The sequence below is a fragment of the Candidatus Pelagisphaera phototrophica genome, assembly GCF_014529625.1.
Classification (GTDB): Bacteria; Verrucomicrobiota; Verrucomicrobiia; order Opitutales; family Opitutaceae; genus Pelagisphaera; species Pelagisphaera phototrophica.
This window is the reverse complement of the sequence record NZ_CP076039.1, coordinates 3,536,061-3,558,277: the sequence shown is the minus strand read 5'-3', so window position 1 is coordinate 3,558,277 and position 22,217 is coordinate 3,536,061. Positions and strand designations below refer to the sequence as shown.

The 22,217-nt window shown below is 49.9% G+C and carries 25 protein-coding genes and 1 tRNA gene; 19 read left to right on the top strand and 7 right to left on the bottom strand.

The window, feature by feature from the left end; all coding sequences use genetic code 11:
• The first annotated feature begins 319 nt into the window (after window positions 1-319).
• Window positions 320-1,522: an aminopeptidase gene (locus GA004_RS15340; protein WP_283394757.1), complete on the top strand. Its 1,203-nt coding sequence runs from the start codon at window positions 320-322 to the stop codon at window positions 1,520-1,522.
• A gap of 202 nt (window positions 1,523-1,724) precedes the next feature.
• On the opposite strand, the gene GA004_RS15335 is transcribed toward GA004_RS15340, so the two are convergent.
• On the bottom strand, window positions 1,725-2,201 hold the full coding sequence (locus GA004_RS15335; protein WP_283394756.1) for a peptidylprolyl isomerase: 477 nt from the start codon (window positions 2,199-2,201) through the stop codon (window positions 1,725-1,727).
• Between the two features lie 169 nt (window positions 2,202-2,370).
• On the opposite strand from GA004_RS15335, the gene GA004_RS15330 reads away from it, so the two are divergent.
• The 5 genes from GA004_RS15330 (at window position 2,371) to GA004_RS15310 (ending at window position 7,239) form a co-directional block, all read left to right on the top strand.
• Complete coding sequence (locus GA004_RS15330; protein WP_343218865.1) at window positions 2,371-3,861, top strand: phytoene desaturase family protein; 1,491 nt, start codon at window positions 2,371-2,373, stop codon at window positions 3,859-3,861.
• A gap of 30 nt (window positions 3,862-3,891) precedes the next feature.
• Window positions 3,892-4,344 carry a 3-hydroxyacyl-ACP dehydratase FabZ family protein gene (locus GA004_RS15325; protein WP_283394754.1) on the top strand — a complete coding sequence of 151 codons (453 nt, stop codon included), beginning with the start codon at window positions 3,892-3,894 and terminating at the stop codon, window positions 4,342-4,344.
• A 4-nt stretch (window positions 4,345-4,348) separates the two neighbouring features.
• On the top strand, window positions 4,349-5,167 hold the full coding sequence (locus GA004_RS15320; RefSeq protein WP_283394753.1) for an enoyl-ACP reductase FabI: 819 nt from the start codon (window positions 4,349-4,351) through the stop codon (window positions 5,165-5,167).
• A gap of 106 nt (window positions 5,168-5,273) precedes the next feature.
• Window positions 5,274-6,308, top strand: coding sequence for a 3-oxoacyl-ACP synthase III (locus GA004_RS15315; protein WP_283394752.1), 1,035 nt, complete (start codon window positions 5,274-5,276; stop codon window positions 6,306-6,308).
• 7 nt (window positions 6,309-6,315) lie between these two features.
• Window positions 6,316-7,239, top strand: a complete 924-nt coding sequence (locus GA004_RS15310) for an alpha/beta fold hydrolase (protein WP_283394751.1) — start codon at window positions 6,316-6,318, stop codon at window positions 7,237-7,239.
• Between the two features lie 123 nt (window positions 7,240-7,362).
• On the opposite strand, the gene GA004_RS15305 is transcribed toward GA004_RS15310, so the two are convergent.
• Window positions 7,363-7,644, bottom strand: coding sequence for a P-loop nucleotide/nucleoside kinase family protein (locus tag GA004_RS15305; RefSeq protein ID WP_343218864.1), 282 nt, complete (start codon window positions 7,642-7,644; stop codon window positions 7,363-7,365).
• A gap of 59 nt (window positions 7,645-7,703) precedes the next feature.
• Window positions 7,704-9,260 (bottom strand): 4-alpha-glucanotransferase, encoded by a 1,557-nt coding sequence (gene malQ / locus GA004_RS15300; RefSeq protein WP_283394749.1) that lies wholly within the window; start codon window positions 9,258-9,260, stop codon window positions 7,704-7,706.
• Window positions 9,261-9,805: 545 nt separating this feature from the next.
• Here malQ and GA004_RS15295 point away from each other — a divergent pair.
• The 3 genes from GA004_RS15295 (at window position 9,806) to GA004_RS15285 (ending at window position 12,222) form a co-directional block, all read left to right on the top strand.
• Entirely contained in the window at window positions 9,806-11,101 is a 1,296-nt protein-coding gene (locus GA004_RS15295) for a NupC/NupG family nucleoside CNT transporter (RefSeq protein ID WP_283394748.1), read from the top strand.
• A gap of 120 nt (window positions 11,102-11,221) precedes the next feature.
• Complete coding sequence (locus GA004_RS15290; protein WP_283394747.1) at window positions 11,222-11,596, top strand: hypothetical protein; 375 nt, start codon at window positions 11,222-11,224, stop codon at window positions 11,594-11,596.
• 74 nt (window positions 11,597-11,670) lie between these two features.
• On the top strand, window positions 11,671-12,222 hold the full coding sequence (locus GA004_RS15285) for a hypothetical protein (RefSeq protein WP_283394746.1): 552 nt from the start codon (window positions 11,671-11,673) through the stop codon (window positions 12,220-12,222).
• 71 nt (window positions 12,223-12,293) lie between these two features.
• Here the strand turns inward: GA004_RS15285 and GA004_RS15280 are convergent, their stop codons facing one another.
• Window positions 12,294-12,896: an HDOD domain-containing protein gene (locus GA004_RS15280; protein WP_283396984.1), complete on the bottom strand. Its 603-nt coding sequence runs from the start codon at window positions 12,894-12,896 to the stop codon at window positions 12,294-12,296.
• A 141-nt stretch (window positions 12,897-13,037) separates the two neighbouring features.
• On the opposite strand from GA004_RS15280, the gene GA004_RS15275 reads away from it, so the two are divergent.
• The gene (locus tag GA004_RS15275) at window positions 13,038-13,556 is read left to right on the top strand and encodes a hypothetical protein (RefSeq protein ID WP_283394745.1); all 519 of its coding nucleotides are present in this window, start codon (window positions 13,038-13,040) and stop codon (window positions 13,554-13,556) included.
• A 1-nt stretch (window position 13,557) separates the two neighbouring features.
• On the opposite strand, the gene GA004_RS15270 is transcribed toward GA004_RS15275, so the two are convergent.
• Window positions 13,558-13,803: a hypothetical protein gene (locus GA004_RS15270; protein WP_283394744.1), complete on the bottom strand. Its 246-nt coding sequence runs from the start codon at window positions 13,801-13,803 to the stop codon at window positions 13,558-13,560.
• 67 nt (window positions 13,804-13,870) lie between these two features.
• Here GA004_RS15270 and GA004_RS15265 point away from each other — a divergent pair, with 67 nt between their 5' ends.
• Window positions 13,871-14,503: a DUF456 domain-containing protein gene (locus GA004_RS15265; RefSeq protein WP_283394743.1), complete on the top strand. Its 633-nt coding sequence runs from the start codon at window positions 13,871-13,873 to the stop codon at window positions 14,501-14,503.
• Here GA004_RS15265 and GA004_RS15260 read toward each other — a convergent pair.
• Both GA004_RS15260 and GA004_RS15255 read right to left on the bottom strand, forming a co-directional pair.
• Window positions 14,500-14,856 (bottom strand): hypothetical protein, encoded by a 357-nt coding sequence (locus GA004_RS15260; RefSeq protein ID WP_283394742.1) that lies wholly within the window; start codon window positions 14,854-14,856, stop codon window positions 14,500-14,502. The two genes, GA004_RS15265 and GA004_RS15260, sit on opposite strands and share 4 nt — an antisense overlap.
• Window positions 14,830-14,904, bottom strand: a tRNA-Asn gene (locus tag GA004_RS15255). The genes GA004_RS15260 and GA004_RS15255 overlap by 27 nt, the downstream gene beginning before the upstream one ends.
• A 172-nt stretch (window positions 14,905-15,076) precedes the next feature.
• Between GA004_RS15255 and GA004_RS15250 the strand changes: the two genes are divergently transcribed.
• The 8 genes from GA004_RS15250 to GA004_RS15215 all read left to right on the top strand — a co-directional run bounded on the left by GA004_RS15250 (window position 15,077) and on the right by GA004_RS15215 (window position 22,140).
• Window positions 15,077-15,631 (top strand): 50S ribosomal protein L25, encoded by a 555-nt coding sequence (locus GA004_RS15250; protein ID WP_283394741.1) that lies wholly within the window; start codon window positions 15,077-15,079, stop codon window positions 15,629-15,631.
• An 80-nt stretch (window positions 15,632-15,711) separates the two neighbouring features.
• Complete coding sequence (gene pth / locus GA004_RS15245; RefSeq protein WP_283394740.1) at window positions 15,712-16,323, top strand: aminoacyl-tRNA hydrolase; 612 nt, start codon at window positions 15,712-15,714, stop codon at window positions 16,321-16,323.
• Complete coding sequence (locus tag GA004_RS15240) at window positions 16,310-16,594, top strand: 30S ribosomal protein S6 (RefSeq protein WP_283394739.1); 285 nt, start codon at window positions 16,310-16,312, stop codon at window positions 16,592-16,594. The genes pth and GA004_RS15240 overlap by 14 nt, the downstream gene beginning before the upstream one ends.
• Before the next feature lie 33 nt (window positions 16,595-16,627).
• Window positions 16,628-17,071 (top strand): single-stranded DNA-binding protein, encoded by a 444-nt coding sequence (locus GA004_RS15235; protein ID WP_283394738.1) that lies wholly within the window; start codon window positions 16,628-16,630, stop codon window positions 17,069-17,071.
• Between the two features lie 40 nt (window positions 17,072-17,111).
• Complete coding sequence (rplI, locus tag GA004_RS15230; RefSeq protein WP_283394737.1) at window positions 17,112-17,618, top strand: 50S ribosomal protein L9; 507 nt, start codon at window positions 17,112-17,114, stop codon at window positions 17,616-17,618.
• Between the two features lie 23 nt (window positions 17,619-17,641).
• Window positions 17,642-19,042, top strand: coding sequence for a replicative DNA helicase (dnaB, locus tag GA004_RS15225; RefSeq protein ID WP_283394736.1), 1,401 nt, complete (start codon window positions 17,642-17,644; stop codon window positions 19,040-19,042).
• Complete coding sequence (bamA, locus tag GA004_RS15220; protein WP_283394735.1) at window positions 19,023-21,503, top strand: outer membrane protein assembly factor BamA; 2,481 nt, start codon at window positions 19,023-19,025, stop codon at window positions 21,501-21,503. The genes dnaB and bamA overlap by 20 nt, the downstream gene beginning before the upstream one ends.
• Window positions 21,504-21,540: 37 nt before the next feature.
• The gene (locus GA004_RS15215) at window positions 21,541-22,140 is read left to right on the top strand and encodes an OmpH/Skp family outer membrane protein (RefSeq protein ID WP_283394734.1); all 600 of its coding nucleotides are present in this window, start codon (window positions 21,541-21,543) and stop codon (window positions 22,138-22,140) included.
• The last annotated feature ends 77 nt before the right edge of the window (window positions 22,141-22,217 follow it).

Sequence of the window (22,217 nt, the reverse complement as noted above, 5' to 3'; positions counted from 1 at the left end):
GTGGGTGCGGGGTGGGGTATCCATGAAATGGCTATTCCTTACGCTACCAAAGCGGAGCCAGGCCCACTTGGCGGGCAAACCATTAAGCAGCGACCTTTTTCGCTTCTGGCGGCGTTTTGCCAGAGAGCCAAGGCCCTATGGGCATTGGCGCCTCGACCACGCCTTGCCAAAAACTAAACAATACCTGCTGTGATACATCCTCTTATTTATCAGACAGTCGCCAAGAGGTCTTGGGAATACTGGGTGACAGGAAGGGTTCTCACAGCAGTTGAATCTGAGCGCTTGCAATCGGGGCATTTGGCCTTAATTCGAGTGGATAATGAGCTATCAGCCGAGCGAAGAGTTATTGGAAAAATACGCGGATGTTATGATCAACTTCGCGTTGAATGGTGGAGAAGGCGTCAAAAATGGCGAAGTCGTTCAACTTCGGGTCTCAGAAGTGGCCAAACCACTACTGGTTACGTTGCGACGAGCCGTATTGAAAGCGGGTGCCCATCCGATCATATTTTACACGCCGGACGAATTTGCCCGGGAGCATTATGAATTGGCGAGCGATGAGCAACTGAGCTTCTTCCCGAAGAAGTTCCTTAAAGGTCTTGTCGATGAGATAGACCACACGGTTGCCGTGCTCTCGGAAACCGATAAAAAGGAGCTCGATGGAATCGACAGTGGCAAAATTATGGCCGCTCAGAAGGCGTTGAAGCCTTACATGGATTGGCGGCGCGAAAAAGAAGGTGCGGGCGAGTATACCTGGACGCTTTGCATGTATGGAACCCAGGCGATGGCGGATGAGGTGGATCTGAGCTTGGAGGAATATTGGGATGAGATTGTCAAAGCATGCTACCTTGATGATCCCCAGCCCGCCGAAAAGTGGAAAGCGCTCTATAAGGACTTGTACGAGTACAAGGATCGGCTGGACGCTCTACCGATTGAAAAGCTCCATATCGAGGCACCAGATACGGATCTGTGGATCACGATCGGTGATAATCGAAAATGGCTGGGTGGCTCGGGTCGAAACGTTCCCAGCTTTGAATTGTTTATTTCCCCGGATTGGCGGGGTACAGAAGGTAAAATCCAGTTTACCGAGCCGCTTTATCGTTACGGTAATCTGATAAAGGATGCGTATTTGGAGTTTAAGGACGGACGGGTTGTTAAGGCTACGGCTTCTGCAGGCGAAGACATTCTGAAAGAAATGATCGCCGTTGAGAACGCGGACAAAGTGGGCGAGTTCTCGCTTACGGATCGCCGTTTTTCCAGAATCACAAAATTCATGGGAGAAACGCTTTTTGACGAGAATGTGGGCGGAGAGAATGGTAATACTCACATTGCAGTGGGGGCTGCCTACCGAGATTCCTACACCGGGGATCAATCAAACGTTTCTGAAGAAGAATGGGAGTCTATGGGGTACAATAATTCCGTTGTCCACACCGACATCGTGGCAACTTCCAATAGATTGGTGACTGCTTACTTGAAAGACGGCTCGAACCGGGTGATCTACAAAGACGGAGAGTATCAGGTATAGAAATCTGGCCCGCGGACCGTGCGAATGATTGGGAAATTCGAAGGTGTTGCGAGACGTCCTCGGCTCGCGATTCTTAACAGAGCGGTTTGCTTTTGCGTTCGGGGAAAATGCCTTTGGGAAGCGGTATCTGACCTGAAGCGGCGAAAAAAAGCCCGACGGGGTAGTCGGGCTTGGAGAAAGTCAATCGTGTCGTCAGGTTGAATTATTCTATCACGGTTGCTTTGACGATCTTCTGCTCCTCGATGGGTTTGTCTCCACCATCGGTGGCAACCCCTTCGATGGCCTGCACAATATTATAGCCTTCAACGACCTCGCCAAATATTGTGTGGCGCATATTGAGCCAAGGAGTTTTAGCCGTTGTGATGAAAAACTGGCTGCCGTTTGTTCCGGGACCAGCGTTGGCCATGGCTAGAATGCCAGTTTTGTCGAAGCGCAGGTCTGTCGTGCATTCATCTTCAAAAGGCTTACCCCAGATTGATTCACCGCCTCGTCCGGTTCCTGTGGGGTCACCACATTGAACCATGAATTCCGGTATGACTCGGTGGAAGATGATTCCATCGTAGTAGCCGTTTTCTACGTGCGTGGTAAAATTCTCACACGCTTTCGGAGCGAAGTCCGGATAGAGTTTGAACTCGATTGTTCCCTGATTCGTTTCGAATTTAACGCGGGTTTTGCTCATAGGGAGGTCGTTCTGAATTTAAGCTATCTGAGTGGCAAGGAGAAAACGGAATAAGGGATCGAGCGGAAAGTGATCCTGTGGAGAGGTAGATCAAACTCGTGAAGGAACCGGACTCCTGCGGCATTTGAGAGTTGTCAAGGGGCAGAAAGCTTCCTTCACTGCGCGGCTGATGGGCAAAGACTGGCTAGAAGGGGTCAAGGACGAGTACGATGTCGTAGTGATTGGCAGCGGACTGGGTGGCTTGACGAGCGCCAACGTCCTCGCGAAATGCGGGCATTCTGTCCTGTTGCTCGAGCACCATTACCAGTACGGGGGGCTTGCGACCTGGTTCAAGCGTCCCGGAAGGCACATTTTCGATATTTCGCTTCACGGATTTCCCTATGGGATGGTGAAGTCCTGCCGTAAATACTGGACTCGGGAAATTGCAGACTCGATCCACCAATTGAAGGATGTGCGGTTCATAAACCCTCAGTTTGATGTTTGGACCACTTTTGACCGGGAAGATTTTACGAACATATTGGTAGACAATTTTGAGCTTTCACGGGCTGAGGTAGAGGCGTTTTACGTTCATTTGCGGCAGATGAACTTCTACGATGACGACCAACGAACGACCGGTGAAATGTTTGAAGAGTTCTTTCCCGGCAGAGACGATGTCCATCGTCTTTTACTAGAGCCGATTGCTTATGCCAACGGTTCTACTTTGGATGACCCGGCCATCACCTTTGGCATCGTTTTCTCGAACTTTATGAGCAAGGGCGTCTTCACTTTCCAAGGGGGAACGGATGTCCTGATCGGGAAGATGGTGGAAGAGATGAAGCGCAATGGGGTCGAGCTCCGTAAGAATGTGCTTGTCTCAGAGGTTCTCACCGAAGACGGGCCAAGCGGAACCTCAGTTACGGGAGCAGTTGTTTCTGGCAGAGAGCGAAGTGGTGAGTTTGGCAATCGTCGTACGATTTGCTGCAAGGCCGTCGTTTCGAACGCAAATATCGTCAGTACGGTCAAGCGCCTCGTCGGGGAAAATAGATTTTCGAAAGAATACATTGATGAATTGGACGCGGTCCGCATCAACTCCAGCTCTTGCCAAGTTTACATGGGTATAAAGGCGGGCGAAACGATTCCCAACATTGGAGATCTTGTATTCACTTCGGATGCAGAACGCTTTTCGAGCGAGGAGCTAGTTGACTTCAAAACGACGAGCCGAACGTTTTCCGTTTATTACCCAGAGACTCGCCCTGGGTCGGAGCGGTATACGGTCGTCGCGTCATTGAATGGCAAATACGCTGATTGGAACCGGTTGTCAGCGGATGAATACCAAGCTCATAAGGAGCGATTGATCGAGGAGTCGATTGTCGCTTTGGAGAGGTATATCCCGGATGTGCGATCCAAGATTGACTATCTCGACGCAGCGACCCCTCGGACCATTCACTACTATACACGACATCCTGGAGGTACTTCGTTTGGAACGAAATTTGAAGGATTGAGGTGCTCAATGGAATTGCCCGACCAGATTCATGGGTTGTACCACGCGGGCTCGGTTGGAATTATTATGTCTGGCTGGCTAGGCACCATGAACTACGGGGTAATCATCGCCAACAAAGTGGACAAACAACTGGTAACGGCCAGAAATCGGGACAAAGCCAAAGAAGTGCACGTTGCTTAATTTGAGCGTGACTGAGAAACTGGTATTGATATGGCAACAGACGAAATTCTGCAAGCGATCCCGCACCGACCTCCTTTTCTATTTGTTGACGAGGTTGTCGAGCAGTCTGTGGATTCGTTGACCGCGAAAAAGCATGTCGATGCGAGTGAGGCTTTTTTTGAAGGGCACTACCCGGGCAACCCGATTATGCCGGGAGTTTTGATTTCGGAAGCCGTCTTCCAAACGGGAGCGATATTCCTGACTCGTTTGCTGGCGGAGGAGCTAGAGAGCGATTCGGATATGGTGCCGGTATTGACGAAGATTGTGGATGCTCGTTTCAGGAGCATCGTGCGTCCGGGGGACGATCTTTATATTACCGTCAAGCTCAAAGAGAAAGCAGGACGTTTCATTTTCATGGCCGGAGGCGTTAAGAACGGAGAAGGAAAGCGCGTGATGAATGTGAACTTCAGCGTCGCCTTAGCCAAGGCGGAGCAAAAGGAATGAGTCGATGAGCTTTCTTGGACTAGAAAATAAGACTGTGCTCGTCATGGGTGTCGCAAACCGGAAGAGTGTTGCTTGGTTTGCGGCGAAAACTCTGGAGGAAGCAGGGGCGACAGTTATTTATTCGGTCCGTTCCCAAGCCCGCAAAGAAACTTCGGCGAAACTTTTGAGCGGCAAGTCGGTTTACGTTTGCGATGTTGAGAACCCAGAAGAAGTCAAGGCCTTGGCGGCAGACGTGGCTCGAGACCATGGGAAAATTGATGGAATAGTCCATTCGATTGCCTTCGCGAACTATAGTGATGGGTTTAAGCCTTTTCACGAAACGAAGCGGGAAGACTATCTTCAAGCGACCGCGATATCCAGTTTTTCATTGGTTGAGATCTCGAACGCGTTTAAACCCGTTCTTACTGACGATGCCTCAGTAGTGGCGATTAGCATATCATCACTAACGATCACAGCAGAAAATTATGGATACATGTCTCCGATTAAGGCATCCTTGGATTCCTCGGTGCGCTATCTGGCTAAATCCTTTAGCAAGGATACGCGAGTCCGTTTTAACTCTGTCAATCCGGGCACGCTTAAGACGAGCGCTTCGGCGGGAATACCGGGTTATCTGGAAAGTTATCTCTACAGCGAAAAACTGACCTTTCGCAAAGTGGCGCTCCACACCCAGGAAGTCGCAAATGCAGTGGCGTTTTTGATCAGTAATCGCTCAAGTGGAATGAACGGCACCAGCTTGGTCATGGATGCGGGAATGGGGATCAACTATTTTGATGAAGAGGTGGTTAGGTTGACGATGAGACCGGAGGATAAAGGGAAAGTATAGAATGGGGAATGAAGAATCGTATTGGCATTTAGTTATGGTTGCTGAAAATGGGTTCGGTGGCGAAGCACGGTTCTCCATTCCGTATTCTTTCTTCTCCTTATAGGTCGTGCATATTAAGTCGACAGTTATTGATTCTCTTGCCTACGTGGCTCCGCCTGAAGTTTGGACTAGCACGGACATTGAGGAGAAACTGAAGCCGCTTTACGACAGGTTGCACCTGCCGGAGGGGCGATTGGAGTTGATGACGGGTATACGGGAGCGCCGTTTTTGGAATAATGCGATTAGGCCTTCCGAGGCCAGTGCGGAGGCGGGAAAAAAGGCTTTAGAGAAGAGCGGAATTCCTCCAGACCAGATTGAAGTTTGTATCCATAGTTCTGTGAGCCGTGACATGCTCGAACCGGCTACCGCATCTTTTGCTCATCGTTTGATGGGGCTGAGTCCCAATGTGCAGGTGATGGATGTCTCGAACGCCTGCCTTGGATTTTTGAATTCGCTAACGCTGTTATCAGCGATGATCGATTCGGGTCAGGTCAAGAGCGGGATCGTGGTATCTGGGGAAAATGGAAAACCGCTGCTTGAGAGAACGATTCAGTTGTTGCTTGAACGTGAGCTGACCAGAAAGACGATTAAGCCCTATTTTGCCAACTTGACGATTGGAGCAGGGGCGGTGGCCGCGGTGGTTTGCCATGAATCGCTCTCGCCTAACGGACACCGTTTGCTGGGCGGCGCTTGTTTGGCGGATACCTCTAGCAACGACCTTTGCCAAGGTGATTCCAACGCGGAAGGGCTTGGCTATGAGATGCAGACGGATTCGGAGGAAATGCTCCATGCGGGCGTAAACTTGGCAAAGCGTACCTGGGATTCGTTCAAGTCGGAGTTGAATTGGGAAAATGACAATGCAGATCGGGTCATCTGTCACCAAGTGGGAAGTGCTCATCAAAAATTGCTTTTCGATACTCTTGGTCTGGACAATAAGAAAGACTATTCTTCCTTCCAGACTTTTGGAAACACGGGATCAGCGGCACTTCCGATCACCTTGGCGAAGGCGGAGGAAGATGGCTTTGTCAAAAAAGGTGACCAAGTTGCGATGCTAGGCATTGGCAGTGGACTAAATTGCCTCATGCTAGGAGCGGAATGGTAGGCGAAAAGTGAGCAGTCAAACCACAGAGCTTCCTTCCAATATCGCTGCTCACTATCCGTTTATTGCAAAACGGAAACGTTTGTCCTGCGGGTTTGAAATGAGCTATCTCGATGAGGGTGAGGGACATCCCGTCATTATGGTTCATGGCAACCCGACCTGGTCCTTCTTTTACCGAGATGTGGTACAGACGTTGAAAGGAAATTTCCGTTGCATTGTTCCCGATCATATAGGCTGTGGACTTTCCGAAAAACCAAAACGCGGATACCGCTACACCTTGGACCAGCGCATCAGGGATCTTAATGAATTGGTTGAATACTTAGGAGTCGATCGATTTGATTTGGTGGTTCATGACTGGGGTGGAGCGATTGGAATCGGAATGGCGTTGCAGCGGATATCCAGCCTGAGGCGATTGGCTGTTCTGAATACCGCTGCTTTTGTTGACTCGAGAATTCCAAGAAGTATCTCGGTGTGCCGATTTCCTTTGCTGGGCAAGCTGATCGTGCAGGGATTCAATGGTTTTGCGGGACCGGCTACAAGAATGGCGGTTTCAAAGAAGGCCCTAGCAGAATCAGTCAAGCGAGGGTATTTGTTCCCCTATCGAAGTTGGTCGAGTCGCAAGGCAGTCTACGAATTTGTGAAAGACATACCCATGCACATAACCCATCGGAGTTTCGGCCGTCTGGTGAAGATCGAGAATGGCCTATTGAAATTGAGGGATATTCCGGTCGCTCTCTTTTGGGGAGGAAAGGACTTTTGTTTCCATGATCATTTTATGAATCGTTGGAAACGGTTTTTGCCTCAAGCGACGGTGATTCACTATGCGAATGCCGGTCACTATATTCTTGAAGACGAAAAAGAAAGCGTCTGCGTCGGTATTCAGGAGTTTGTTTCCTATGATGAGGACGGGATTCCGGATACGCCGTTAGCGTGATTTAATCACGTGGTTTTGGTTTCTTAAGGTTTACTTCGTGTGTGTTTCGGCTAAGTCCCCGATGCTAAGGTCTCCTTCTCTAAAGGAGCGCTGGCCAGCACTCGCAACTGTGGGGGTGATCTATTAATATATTTGTAATCGTTCTTTATCCAAGCGCATGGCATGAGGAGTTTCGTCCGGCCCTAGCTTTTGTGCCGCCGCCATCTGGTGTTCCAAGACGGTTAAGTCAGCATCGGAGGCTCCATGGGTTTGGTTTTTGATTCGGTGCCTCGGTTTGGATTCTGGGAAACTGAATTCAAGGATCGTATAGGGAATGCGTTTGATTGACGCAAGTGCCCGGAAGCCCGCCCGCTGCTCCGCCTTAAGGGGCGCGGCATCGATGATCACTGGATACCCGCCTTCAATAGGGCGGCAATTGGATTTGGGTGATGATCGTGGTCTGACATCATTGCCCGACGGCTCGTTCAGTCTTTATCCGCGTTCACAGCCGGGGCGCCTTCTCGGTAGTAGAGTTGGGCAAGGGTTCTCAGGTAATCCGAAGTACCTCCCTTGAGCGATTTGAGTTGTTCGGCTTGGTAGCGCCATTGCCAGTTGCCTTGGGCTTCGCCGGGTGTGTTGAACCGCGCTTCGCTGCCAAGGCTCATCAGGTCTTGCATTGGAATGATGGCAAGGTTCGCGACGGACTTGTACGAGGCACGAATCAGGTCCCACCCGATATTGTCACCGCTTACTTCGAAATACCGCCTGACGCGGTCCTGAGTTTTCTCATCGACTGTATTATACCAGCCAAGGCTTGTATCGTTGTCATGGGTGCCCGGGTACAAGACTGTATTTGAATTCAAATTGTGGGGAAGATAGTAGTTGTTGCCTTCTCCACCAAAGGCGAACTGGAGGATAGACATTCCCGGTAATCCGGTATCTATCCGTAATTTTCGAACGCTATCGGTTAACTTACCTAAATCCTCTGCAATTAATTTGCAGTTCTTGATCTTCTTTTTGACTGCTTTAAAAAAGTCTATTCCTGGGCCATTAATCCACTTGCCTTTGCGTGCGGTTTTTGATCCGTACGGTATTTTCCAGTACGAATCGAATCCAAGAAAATGGTCGATCCGAACGACATCGTGCATTTCGAAAATAGCCTTAAGCCGATCGATCCACCACGTATATCCGTCTGCTTTGAGGGCACTCCAATCGTAGAGGGGATTCCCCCACAATTGACCGTCCTTGGAAAAATAGTCGGGTGGACATCCGGCTACGGCGATCGGCTCACCCGTTTCCGGGTTTAACTGGAAGAATTGCTGGTTCTGCCAAACATCGGCGGAATCGAGAGCTACGAAAATGGGGATGTCGCCAATAATCTGTATGTTCCTGAGTTTTGCGTGATCACGGATTTTACCCCATTGACCGTAAAAGAGATACTGGAAAAACTTTTGGGCATCCACATCCCGTTCGAGTTCCTTTCTGAGGGGACCTTTGCGGGCTTTTTCAAAATAGAGGTACTCCTTTGGCCATTGGTACCAGGGTTTTCCGTCGAAGTGCTTTTTTAGAGTTTGGAAATACGCGAATGGCTCGAGCCATTTTTGATGCCTTTTTTTAAAGGCGGTAAAGCTGCCGTAAGGCCGGATTTTTTTACCACTGTTGACGAAGGCCTCATAGACCGCATCCAAGACGGGCCACTTCGTATTATACAAGGCCCCGTAGTCCACAAAAGATTGCGGAAGCGAGGAAAGGTCTTCGAGAATCTGTTTGTCGAGAAGATCTTTCGCATGGAGTTCTCGTAGCGAGATCAGGTACGGGTTCCCCGCGAATGAAGAGAACGACTGGTAGGGGGAGTCTCCGAATCCGGTGGGTCCCAACGGGCAAATCTGCCAGTATTTAAACCCCGCATGAGCGAGGAAGTCTATGAAATCGATACAATGGTCGTTTAAGGTGCCAATCCCGTAGTCTCCTGGAAGGGACGTGGGGTGTAGAAGAACGCCGGAGGCTCGATGGTTTAGCCAGTTGAAGAGTGGTTCAGTCACTTTGAAGGAGATTGTTTTTTGATTAATCCTTGGAAAAATTACGGTTTGGCTCGAGCTAAGACGGCTTAGTTAAGCTGTTTCAATAGCAGATGCATTCACTATGGAAAATAGCAAATGTTTCACTCTTTTGTTTATGTGATAAAGGAGAGAGATTCTTTTAGTAAAACTTCGGATTTGGCGCGATTGTGACAATACTTCCTTTGTTCGCTCCTATATCTTCTTCGTTGCTAAAAACGGAATACAGATATATCTTCATTCATGAAGAATAGAACGGACACAAGCTGAGGCCTTTCTGAAGGTCTCAGCTCTGTTATTCATCGTTTCGAGTGGATTATTGAATACGAATTAGGAAAGTATCTCTTCCCGAAGGCTTTTGGAGAGCCCTTCGGAGTTAATTCCCTCTGCGTCTTGTTGGCAGTGGGCCCTCGGGATCTGCTTGAGGGTATTCGAATGTACTTGAGGTTAGAATACGTAATTTTTCTTTCTTCGTTTCCCTTTGGATTTTAATGGACATCTTTGCGGTGGGGGGTCAGTAGAGAATACAAATGGATATAGTATTGGTAATTTTGCGCCCTGTCCTGGGAATCGGCCTTCTGCTATTGTTTTGCTATTCCCTGAGTGAGCGAAAAGACAAAATTCGCTGGTCATTGGTTGCCTACGGAGTGGTCCTGCAGATTTTGCTGGCGGTGTTGATATTGAAATTGCCGTTCGCCCACGAAGCCATTCGTTCCGTATCCCAATTGTTTAACGCGTTGGTAGGATTCAGCAACGAATCGGCCGCTTTTGTATTTGGAACCTTGGCCAGCGATTCGCGTGGAACTTACGGGTTCGCTTTTACCGTGCTTCCCACGATCATTTTCTTTTCCGCGTTTTCCGCGATCCTTTACTATCTAAGAGTGCTACCTTGTCTCGTTTACGCTTTTGCATGGATGTTGAACCGGACGTTGCGTTTGACTGGCGCGGAGAGCTTGGCGGCGGCGGCGAACATATTTGTGGGGCAAACAGAGGCGCCTCTGGTGGTTAAGCCCTATCTGAAGTCGATGAACCGGTCCGAGATTATGGCGCTCATGACCGGTGGAATGGCGACCATAGCGGGAGGAGTGCTGGTCGCCTACATGGCTATTTTAGGGGGAGGGGATGAGGCTGGTTCCATTGTGTTTGGACAGCATTTGCTTACCGCTTCAATTCTCAGTGCGCCCGCCGCAATGGTTGCATCCAAAATACTCATACCGCAAACGGAGCCAGTTAGCGAGAAACTAGTGTACCTGGAGGTTGCTGGTAGCGGTGGAATCCTGGATGCGGTTACTAAAGGTACGACTGATGGAATGAAGCTAGCTCTCAATGTGGGTGGAATGCTCTTGGCATTTACTGCGTTGGTGGCGGTCGCTAACTGGGCGATCGCCAATGGAGTCGGAAAATGGACCGGTTTGAACGATTGGGTGTCTGCCATTACTGACGGACGGTTTCGAGAGTTTAACTTCTCATTCTTGGCAGGGGTTTTGTGCGCCCCTTTTGCTTGGGTGATCGGTGTGTCTTGGGGCGACTGCCTGATTGTAGGACAATTGCTTGGCGAGCGCCTTGTGCTGAACGAGTTCATTTCCTATCTGAATCTAGCCAAATACCAGGAGTCGGGGGCCTTTATGGATCCGAAAACTCCGATTATCGCAACCTATGCACTTTGCGGATTCGCCAATTTAACTTCAATAGGAATTCAAGTGGGGGGAATCAGCGCATTGGAAAAGTCGCAGCGACCGAATCTACTGAAGTGTGCTTTCAAGGCTTTGTTGGGCGGGATGATCGCTTGCTATATGACCGCGATCATTGCGACTTCAATGCTGTGAATAGGAGGATCCGCTTCGATTTATCTCCAAACGCCCGTTGCCGGTTGGCGACCTGCTTTTAAGACCCGCGATGGAAAGCGTACGATTGACTTGGGGAATTTGGTGTGTTGATTCGTAACTATGGCAAGCACGTTTATAGAAAAGCGCTTAGTAAACGAAGGGGTGAAGTTTTGCGAAGAACGTATCGATCAGAAGGGTACGGTGATTACGGTAGATGATATCAAATCCCTCAAGGTGAGGACCTTTTCGCCTGTGCTCCAATCGGTTTACGTAATACTGGGAACTCTACTTTTTGTATTTGGTATATGGTTTCAGTTTGAGAATGGCAATATGGCGGTTTCCTTGGGGCTTGTGATGATCGGTTTTTTGAACGTGGCATATGGGATCCAGGGGAGGCCTAAACCTGCCAGCAGCTTGAATGCTCTCAACTACGCGGACCTAACGGCGGAGATAACGAAGGCTTTTATTGAGAGGGAGAATCAGTCGAGAGAATAATCGGGCTTTCCTTATTTCTTTGCATGGGCCATAAATAGTCCTTAGAGAGACAGTTGTTTTAGCGGTAAGCCCATATGAAAGTAGTATCGATTGAAATCGCAGAGGCGATTGAGAATGAGATCGTCAAATTTCTCGAAGAGAATGGCGAAGCAGGATCCATGCGGTTTACTCGCTTTATTGACTTGGGTGGCAAGAAAGTGGAGCTGTTTCTTTATCCACCGCAAATGGGGGCCTCTGTATGGTGCATCATCAATGTGAAAGCGGTTTTCAAGACGGAAGAAGGCGATTGCGTGATCCATTCCGTCAAGATCCCGTCATTGGAGAAAGGATTTGAGGACGTTCTTGTGAATCCAGAACGAGCCAAGCTCCCGGCGATGAATGAAAGGGTTTTGAAGTTTCTTAAAGATGATTTGCTTCAGAAGGCGAGAGAGAAAGGGACGGCTCTCGAAGGTGGGGGACTAGCCTTGAAATCCGATTCGAATGGCAATCCTGAACTAGACAAGAAGGACGGTGCAAGCGGCGAGTGGGAAACGCCGCTTGGAGCGATTTCCGATGCAAAGGCTGAAGAAGAGTCGCCGGATGCGAACTCGGAAAAGGGCGGGGCAGAGAAAAAAGAAGACTCGTGAGGCCGCAGTACGGTTGAGCGTATAATCGGTGGCTTCTTGGCGAATCAATCCTCGGCGCTAGTCAGGATCGCTTACAGTCGAGTTCTTACGCTGTCGAGGGTGTCCTCAATATCTTCCGCCGTTAGGCCTAGTTTTTCAGAGTGCTCTTCGGAGCTAATCCAGTAATTGGAATCCCCATGCAATGGCCGGCCCAGCTCGGCCAGCGATCCGGCGAGGGTCAGGACTATCGCGGCCTCGTTTTTGGGGGAGGACGGATTTGTCCCATACTGTGATTGGATCGCCGAGACGGTCTCTGGAGAATAATTCCAAGTGGAAAGGAGGAAACCGGCTAGGGCTGGATTTGTGATGCCAAAGCTATCCTGTTCCCATTTGAGCAGTGGAGGCCGTTTAGCGATTGGATAGCGGCAAGATTCTGATTCCTTTTGGGCACAGATATCGATGAGGGTTTTACCCATGGAGCGAAGGAGGCCCAAGGTGCAGTATTCCTGCTCGTCGCGCCCGATTTTCTGGGTGATCGACTCCATCGCGGGCCCGCAGCTCAAGGCGTTTTCCCACATTGTGGAACTGTCGATGCGGTAGGTGTTGTCTAGGGACGAAAAGAAGTCCGATGCTGCCGCCAACCCCACCAGTTTGAAAACCTCTCGAAATCCTACCCGGTTGATGGCGTCTAATATCGACCAAAGGAGAATCGTTCTTCACTCCTATTATCATAGACTTCGGAGCAGGGATTTATTCAAGGGGGTCAGAATGGGGGTGATACTGGGTGCTTTTTCTAAATCTTGTATTTCGTGTTTATTCTGTGGATAACCAAACGAATGTTGGACGCAACCGATTCGAGGGCAGGAGAGCAAGGACCTATCCCGGGCCGCAGCCGAAGTGCTTTTCATGTACTTTCTCTCTTAAATGGATGGAGCCTTTTTGTTGTGGGGATGCTTTCGCTGGGAATTTCGGCCTATGCGGGCGGCTGGGCAGGAGTGATTGTCTCAATGGCTTTAATTTTGCATGGAACCCTTGAAATTGTCCTTAGCAAGCGGTCGGTAGCAGATAACTTGAAATCCTGCTCAAGGCGGATGGCGTTCAACCAAATCGGTTTGGCAACGAGCTTGAGCCTTTATTTCGCCTACCAGATGAGTGTGCTAGAACCGGACGTTCTAATCGCGAGTCTACTCGAATCGCCTCTCTACGATGCCCTACTCATGTATCCGGAAGATCTGAGGCTGAAATTGCTCGACGGGCTTCCCAAGATGCTGGGGGTCTTTTATATAGTCGTTGCGGCCGTTGCGTGGATCTTCTGTGGGGGAACGGCCCTCTACTATTGGATCCAGGGAAGGTAGGCTAGACTTTGTCTCCGCGTGCACGGATTATCCGCATTTGCTTCTCCTGCATCTTCCCTCTCTGGAATTTATTTTCGGCGAGCTCGTTCAGCTTGTCCCAGTCCCCTTCACTAGGGGTGAAGGTCTCCCACTGCTCGAATCGCCCGGACTGTCGATAGAAGGTCAATGCCGGACCGAAGAATCGGGCTTCGATCTTCAGTTTTCCTAGTTCCGGGTCGCGTTTGTTCCATCCAATGGGCCTGGGCATGATTTTTTACTAAGAAGGTTGTTCAACTATGCAACTTTCGCTTTTGTCGTGCGTAGGTGTTCGGGGAATGATAATAATAGAAGCGATTGTCGAGGGTGGAGGTTGGACAGGGTGGATGAGCGTGGTGATCGAATGGGCGATAGGGGTCTGGCCTTGCATCTGTGCAAGCGTTGCCTGGGGAGTTCTGTTGGCGGCGATTTTTCTTGGGCTCATCGGTGTATTCGTGCCGGTGATCCCTGGTGGGATTGTGTTTTTTTTGGGAGGACTTATCCACAAACTGATGCTTCCGGATGTTTTTACTTGGTGGGCGATTGGAATTTTAGGGGCCTTAATGGTTTTGGACCGTTTAGTAGACTTTTTTGCGACCGCCGTGGGCACCAAGTGGTTTGGCGGGACCAAATGGGGTATCATTGGGGCATTGGTAGGAGGGTTCCTTGGCCTGTTTTTTGGGATTTTTGGAATCCTCATAGGTCCGGTTATCGGTGCCGTGGCCTTTGAGATGATTTGGGCGAAGCGTCATCCGAAAGAGGCGGCACGGTCTGGAGTCGGCGCTGGAGTTGGATTCGGTTTGTCCGCTGTCGGACGAATGATCGTCTGCTTTATGATGATGGGTCTATTGGTAGTCGACTTCGTCGTGGAGGATGAGGTGGTCGAATCGTCGGATGGGGCGGAGGCACCGTCACTGGATCTGACAGATTAGGAAAGGAGCCAGCCAAAGATTGAGTTGAAGCGATTCTCGATAGATTGGGTCTCGTTTGGGAATTTCGCAGGTCCCCATTCATTGGGTTTCGTTGTCTGAATAAAAAAACCGTCCGGTTGGGGACGGTGGGTCGTTGAAATGGCTGCCCCGGTTGGATTGGCTGCGGCTCGGTACCTCGCCTTCGGGTCGGTCGCCCTCATGCACTGCATGCCCCCTCTCCGCTCGCGGGCTCGCTCCGTCGAACCACCGCGTTGGTTCAAATCCAATATGACTTCGTTGTCTGGATATAAAAAAACCGCCCGGGTGGAGACGGTGGGTCGGTGAAATGGCTGCCCCGGTTGGATTCGAACCAACGACCAAGTGATTAACAGTCACCTGCTCTACCACTGAGCTACAGGGCAACGATGGGGGAGGAAAAAGCCGTTTTGTTTCGCCCTTGTCAACTCTTAGATTGAGCTTTTCTGAGAAAAGTGGACCTGATCGAAACTTTTGATTGATTTCCAAAGAACGGGTCTTACGGTTCTCCGCTCCTCTAATAGGCGTGACGCCCGAGAGTGGACAGATTTCGGCACTATGAAACAGCTTACAATCAACGCAACAACTCGTAAAGAAGGGGGCTCCGCTGCCTCAGGACGCCTGCGTAAAGAAGGCAAGATCCCTGCGATAGCATACGGTAAATCTAAAGACCCGACGAAGCTTTTCGTAGACTCCAGCGAACTGCGGGTTGCCCTTCGAGAGATTGGCAACTCGACTCCAATCGTAAAAGTGAAGGAGGGAAAGGGTGCGGTACGTACTTCCATTATACAAGAAGTTCAGCGCCATGCCATCACTGACAAGTACTTGCATGTAGACTTTCGCGAAATCGCTGATGACGAAGTTGTTCAGCTGGAAGTCCCGGTACACGCCGTCGGTGAGCCTTGGGGTGTCAAAAACGAAGGGGGTACTTTAGAGTACGTGGCCCACTCAGTCGCTATTCGCTCTTTGCCCAAGAACATCCCAGACTACATCGAGAGTGATGTTAGCGAATTGAAAGTGGGTGACCTGATCCACATTAAGGAGTTGCCTGTGATCGATGGCGCAGAATACATGGACCATGCTGAGCAACCCGTATTCACAGTCATTAAGTAATTTACTATTTTTCCCAGCGAGTCCCGGCAGCTGTCGGCGACTCGCTTTTTGTTCTTTCAAACAATCCCAATTTTTTCTCCATGAGCTATCGGCTTATTGTCGGTCTTGGTAATCCTGGTAGCGAGTACAAACAGACTCGCCACAATATTGGATTTCAAGTTCTCGACAACTTCGCATCGAAGCAAGGCGCTAGTGCGTGGTCGAAAAACCGCAATTTAAAAGGAGACCTTTCTGTTTTCGTCCCTGAATTGGATGCGAAGATCTATTTGCTTAAACCACTCACGTTTATGAATGAGAGTGGTGTCAGTATCCAGAAGGTTTGCAGCTACTATAGGATACCGCCTGAAGAAGTCGTCGTCGTATACGACGAAATCAACCTAGGTTTAGGCGAGGTAAAGGTCAGCACCTCAGGGGGTCCCGGAGGCCACAACGGCCTCAGTGATATCGCATCTCGTATTAAGCCGACCTTTACGCGCTTTAGGATAGGCATTGGCCAAAAGACGCCAAAGGAAATGAGTCTTGCGGATTACGTATTGGGAAAATTTAGTAAGGAAGACGAAATCTTAATTAGCGCTTTCATGGAGCGTTATCTCGATTGCCTCGACAGGTTGATACGAGAGGGAGCCGACAAGGCGATGATTCACATAAACCGAAAACCGAAAACCAAAGACAGAGAAGATGGCCAACTATAAGGCAACTTTTATACTCGATACTCGCGGTCGCGAAGAAAACGCTGACGAACTCGTTGAAGGGCTCAAAGGCGAGCTTGAGGGTGCGGGAGCCGAGGTCACCTCGGCCCAAAATCTTGGAAAGCACGACTTTGCTCGAGCCGCTGACAGGCGCTACGAGACGGGCTTGTATGCTCAATTCAAGCTGACAGGCGATGCGAGCATGCACAAAAACGTGCTGGAAAAACTTCGCTTGAACAAACTGGTGTCACACAAGATAATCCAGAAGATTTAATTGATTCTCTCACCCTGACCCTCGTTTCGTCCCATGCCAAATTTCAATAAAGTCCTATTGATGGGAAATCTTACCCGCGAGCCAGAATTGCGGGCCACTCCCTCAGGCACTGCCGTGTGCCAATTTGGTCTCGCCGTTAACCGGATCTACAACAACTCGAACGGGGAGCGGCAGGAAGAGACCACGTTTGTCGACGTAGAGGCTTGGGGCCGTCAGGCAGAAACGATTTCTAAATACGTAACTAAAGGAAACCCTCTTTTCATTGAGGGCCGCCTCAAACTCGATACTTGGGAGAACAAGGAAGGGGAGAAGCGTAGTAAGATGAAGGTAGTTCTGGAGAACATGCAACTGATCAGCCAGCGGGGCGAAGGGGGTGGATACAGCCAGTCGGATTCCGCCCCTCCTGCCAGGGAAAGCTCTCCCGCAAGTGGTTCTGCAAATAAGAGCGACGACATCGAGGAAGATGTTCCCTTTTAAACAACCCATTTCTGAATAAATATTTTAAACATACAAGGCCATGGCTACAAGCGAAGTACTACTCATTCAGCCCGTTGAAAATTTGGGCGCGGAAGGTGATCAGGTTAAGGTAAAGGCAGGTTTTGCCCGCAATTTCCTGCTCCCTCACAAATACGCGGTTCCTCTCACTCGGGCAAACCGCAAGCAGATCGAGGCTCTCAAGGTTCGCCGCGCCGAGCGGGAAGCGAAAAATCTTGAAGATGCGAAGGTCCAAGCCGCAAAGATCTCGGAAACGCATTTTGCGATCGCAGTAAAAACGGGCGATTCAGGAAAAATGTTCGGAGCGGTTACCGCTATCCACGTTCACGAGAAGCTGGTTGAGGCAGGATTCGAGAAGATCGTTCGCAAACAGGTACTGCTGAGTGAGCCAATCAAGGAAATTGGGCAGCACTCGGTGACGATCAAGGTTTTCCAAGATATTGAAGCGGAACTGAAGTTCGACGTTGTATCCGAAAATCCGATTGTTGAAGACGTAGCGGAAGAGGAAGCAGCTTCTTCGGAAGACTGAAGCTTTCCTAGGCTTAACAGGTCATGCCGTTTAAGCCTTCGAGCACCGAAACGCCAAACGCCCCCGTCGATTTAGTAACGGCTGGGCGGACTTTGCCTCACAGTATCGACGCTGAAAAAGGTTTGCTTGCAGCTTGTCTGATAGATCCAGCGGAAGTCATCTCTCGGTGTCTCTCGATGAAGTTGCCTCGAGAGGCATTCTACAGCCAGGCCCATCAGACCATTTACAATACCTGCGTCGAAGTATTCGAAACAAAGTCGATACTCGATGCCAAAGTGCTGGCGGAAGAGCTCAATACTCGCGGACAGTTGAACGAGGTCGGTGGGCCTGTTTATGTGGCCGAACTCGCCACCCAAATTGAGACGACTGCTCACGCTTCCTACTTTCTCGACATTGTTCGAGAGAAATACCTTTTGCGGCGGCTGATTTACACGGCTACCAAAACCGTAAAGAGCTGCTTTGAACCGCAACTCGATGGGGGCTTGGAAAACTTTATCGACGATATCGAAAAGGAGATATTCGCGATCAGCGATGACCGAGTTGCCGATACATCCCAGCCGATTAAGAAATCGGTCGATGATGCCGTGAAGCTGGTTCAGAAGCTTATCGCGGGACGCGGTGAATTGGCGGGGCTGTCGTCCGGGTTCGACGACCTTGATAAGATGACCTTTGGGCTCCATTCCCAGGAAATGATGGTTCTGGCCGCTCGTCCTTCGATGGGTAAGACAAGCCTGGCGATGAACATTGCTGAAGCGGTTGCGTTGCCGATGAAGCCCGGGAGGCAAAGTGCCGGCGTTCTCATCTTCAGTTTGGAAATGAGCGCGGAGCAGCTTGCCATGCGTTTGCTGACCAGTCGGGCGAAAGTGAGTTCGCAACGATTGCGGGAAGGCTTCGTGAATAAGGAGGAGCAACAAGAGTTAGCTCAAGCGGCAAAGGAGCTCAAGAACGCCCGTTTGTGGATTGACGATTCGGGGCATGTGACGATCAATCAGTTGCGAGCGAAAGCCCGCCGCATCTGGGCTCGCAACGATAATATGGGTTTGATTGTGATCGACTATCTTCAGCTCCTCACCGGAACGGACCCTAAAATTCAGCGCGAGCAGCAAATTTCTGAAATTTCTCGAGGATTAAAAACCCTTGCCAAGGAACTCAACGTTCCTGTGATTGTACTAAGTCAGCTAAACCGTGATTCCGAGAAAGAAAAACGACAACCGAAACTCTCAGACCTCCGCGAATCGGGATCCATTGAGCAAGATGCTGATGTGGTCTTGCTTTTGGCTCGACCTAAAGACGCGGGTGACGAGCATTCGGTAGCAGCCGACACAGCCGACCTAATCATCGCCAAGCAACGAAATGGTCCGGTTGGGGAAATTAAATTAACCTTCCGAAAAGAATACACTCGCTTTGAAAACCACACGGAATAGCTCCGCAAGATATCTTCTTCTTCCGCTTCTGGCATTGGCCAGTCTCTTTTCAGCAGGCCAAGCACAGGTCGTTGAGTCTCCTGAGAACGTTGAACCACCGACGATTCGGAAGCTCATCATTAATTTCACTGGCTTGTCCAATGTGAACGAAGAAGTAGCCCGGGCAAATATGTCTTTACGAGAGGGTGAGCTCTATGACCAGATAGCGATCGATCGCGATATCCGAACACTTTATCGTACCCAACTCTTCGAGCATATCGAAGTGCGTTTGCAGCCGATTGGAGATGACGAGGTCGACCTGTTTTTTGATATACGTCCTAAGTTCCGCATCGCCTCAATCAGTTTCGATGGAAACGAGAAGATCCGGGACCGCCGTTTGGAAAATGAGTTAGAAATTCAAGCGAACAACATTTTGAATGAGCGCCGCGTGAAAGAGGGTGGGCATACTCTCAAGGAGTATTACTTGAAGCGCGGGTATTCGCAAGCTCGTGTCGAATACGAGATCGACCGAAACCCGGCGACTGGATTCGGGAATGTTATCTATAGGATTCGAGAAGGCGGAAAGTACAAGATCAGCAAAGTTAAGTTTACTGGAAACGAGAATGTGAAATCTCGGAAGCTGCGTCGGAATATAAAGACCAAAAAGAGGGGATTTTTCTCTCTCTTCACAGGGTCAGGAAAGTTTGACGCTGACCAGTTTGAGGACGATCTGGAAAAACTGAAAGACGTCTACATGGAGGAAGGTCATCTGGATATCGATATCGACCCTTCTCAGGTACAGTTTTCTTATCCTTCGAAGCGGCGGATGGTCATCGTGATCGGGGTCGACGAAGGCAAGGAATACAAGGTTGGCAGCGTCAATTTCGAAGGCAATGAGCTCTACAAGGACGACATTCTTCGTTTGATGCTGAGAGTTAAACCTGGTGACCGATACCGGCCCGAACGCCTGGATGAAGACCTCGAGCGTATAGAAGATTTTTATGGGCAATTTGGATACATGGAGACGCGCGTTCGTCTCACTCGAGTTCCCAACGTCACTACTGGCAACATTGATATCGAGTACGAAATTTACGAAAGTGAAAAGTACCAGGTAGAGTCGATCGAAATCGAAGGAAACACCAAAACTAAGAGCACCGTTGTGATACGCGAGTTGGCTCTTGGACCCGGAAGCACCTTTGACAGTGTACGCATGGATGCCTCGCGAATGCGTCTGGAGAATACGCGGTATTTTGAGGACGTCAACGTGACCCCGCAGGTAAATCAGATCCCAGGACGCCGCGACTTGAAGATCACGTTCCGCGAAGGTCGTACCGGAAACTTTTCTTTCGGAGCCGGTTTTAGCTCTCTCGAAAAAGGGACGTTTTTTGTGGAGCTGACTCAGTCGAATTTTGATATATTCAACTGGCGGGGGGCCTTCCAGGGAGATGGTCAGAAGTTTCGTTTGAGAGCTCAAATTGGTTCTCTCTCTTCCCAGATCGTGCTCGCATTTGAGGAGCCATGGTTGTTCGAGAGGCGACTGGCTTTCGGCTTCAACCTTTTCGATACCAGCAATAGTTACTCGAGGCTTTACGAAGTAGGCCAGACAGGATTTGATGTTTACATTCGTAAGCGTCTGATCGAGCTGATTGAGGCTCGACTGTCTTACTCGCTTGTTTCCTACGGATACTCAGGCTTCAGCTCAGAGCTCGATCAATCGCAGCGAGAATTGTTTGATCAGAGTAATGGTGAAATATCCAAGGTGAATTTACTGCTACTTCGCGACCGCCGAGATCGGATTATCAACACGTTTAGCGGATCCCGCTACGAATTGGATTTAACGACTGCGGGCGGACCATTAGGGGGCGTATTCCAGTATAACAAGATCGAAAGTCGCAATCTGTTCCATTTGCCGCTTTCTACCTGGCACTCTCAAACGATCGCGTTCTTATTACGAGCAGGCGTGGTCAAGGAGTCGGGAGACAGCACGTTCGTGCCTTTCGAAGAGCGTTTCTATCTTGGAGGGCCCAACACCTTGCGCGGTTTCGAGTTTCGCGACGTTTCTCCCAAGGAAAGTGGCTTCATCCCGCTGGATCCCAATTTGAGAGGTACTAGTCCTTTGGAGCGCAGGCCTTATGAGGTGGGAGGAAAGACCTATGGCCTGTTCAGTGCAGAGTACACGATCGGGTTCACTGATGGTTTCCATGGAGCGATTTTCTATGATGGCGGTTTCGTGAATAAGGCCGCGGGCGACTTCAGCCTCGATCGAGAGCAGGCAACCGCTTTGTATGGAGGCCAGGGAGTGACCCTTGGATATAACAATAGCGGCTGGAATGACAATTTCGGGGTTGGCATCCGAATTTCCGTTATGGGAACACCTCTGCGCCTGGATTATGCGATTCCTATTACGACTTCAGGGTCCCCGGATATCGGTGGAAATGACAATGGAGCTCAATTCAACTTTACATTTGGCGGAAGATTATAGTTTGTAGGGTCCCAAGAACACTTTTCCTATGAAATCAATGAAAACTTTTATCTCATCCCTAACCTTGCTTGCAATGACTGGCCTTGGTTCGGTGTTGGCTCAGGCTGAGACCGTGATACTCACAATCAGCGTGAACGGCGCTGCCGAGCAGTACTACAAGGTACAGGAATTTCTGGAGCAAATCCAAGCTACTCAGGAGCAGGCGCAAGAACGCGTTGCTTCGATTAACGAGGAAGGCAAGACCCTCGAGCAAGAGTACCAAGAACTGGTGGAGCAAGCGGGAAGCGATATCCTCACGGAGCAGGCTCGTAACGATGCGAAGGAGGATGCTCGTGTAAAATACCAGGAAATTGCCCAAAAGCAAAACGAACTGCGCCAATTTGCAGAAAACGTCCAGCGACAGCTCGCTGCGCGTCAAAACACCCAGATGAGCCTGTTCACTAAGGAAATCATGGAAGTGGTGACTGAAGTGGCAAAAGAGCGTAGCGCATCGCTCGTTCTAGATACGTCCGGAGCCTCTCAAAACGGTATGCCTACAGTATACACGTTCGATGACTCGATGGATATCACCGCTGAGGTAGTTACGCGAATTAACGCGAGCAAAAGTGAAGAAGAACCCGCGGCTGCAGCTGAATAGCGGCAAAGAGACCTTATTTTTTAAAACCCTGCCTTGATTGGCGGGGTTTTTTCGTTTCCAAATGGGCATTGGAAAAC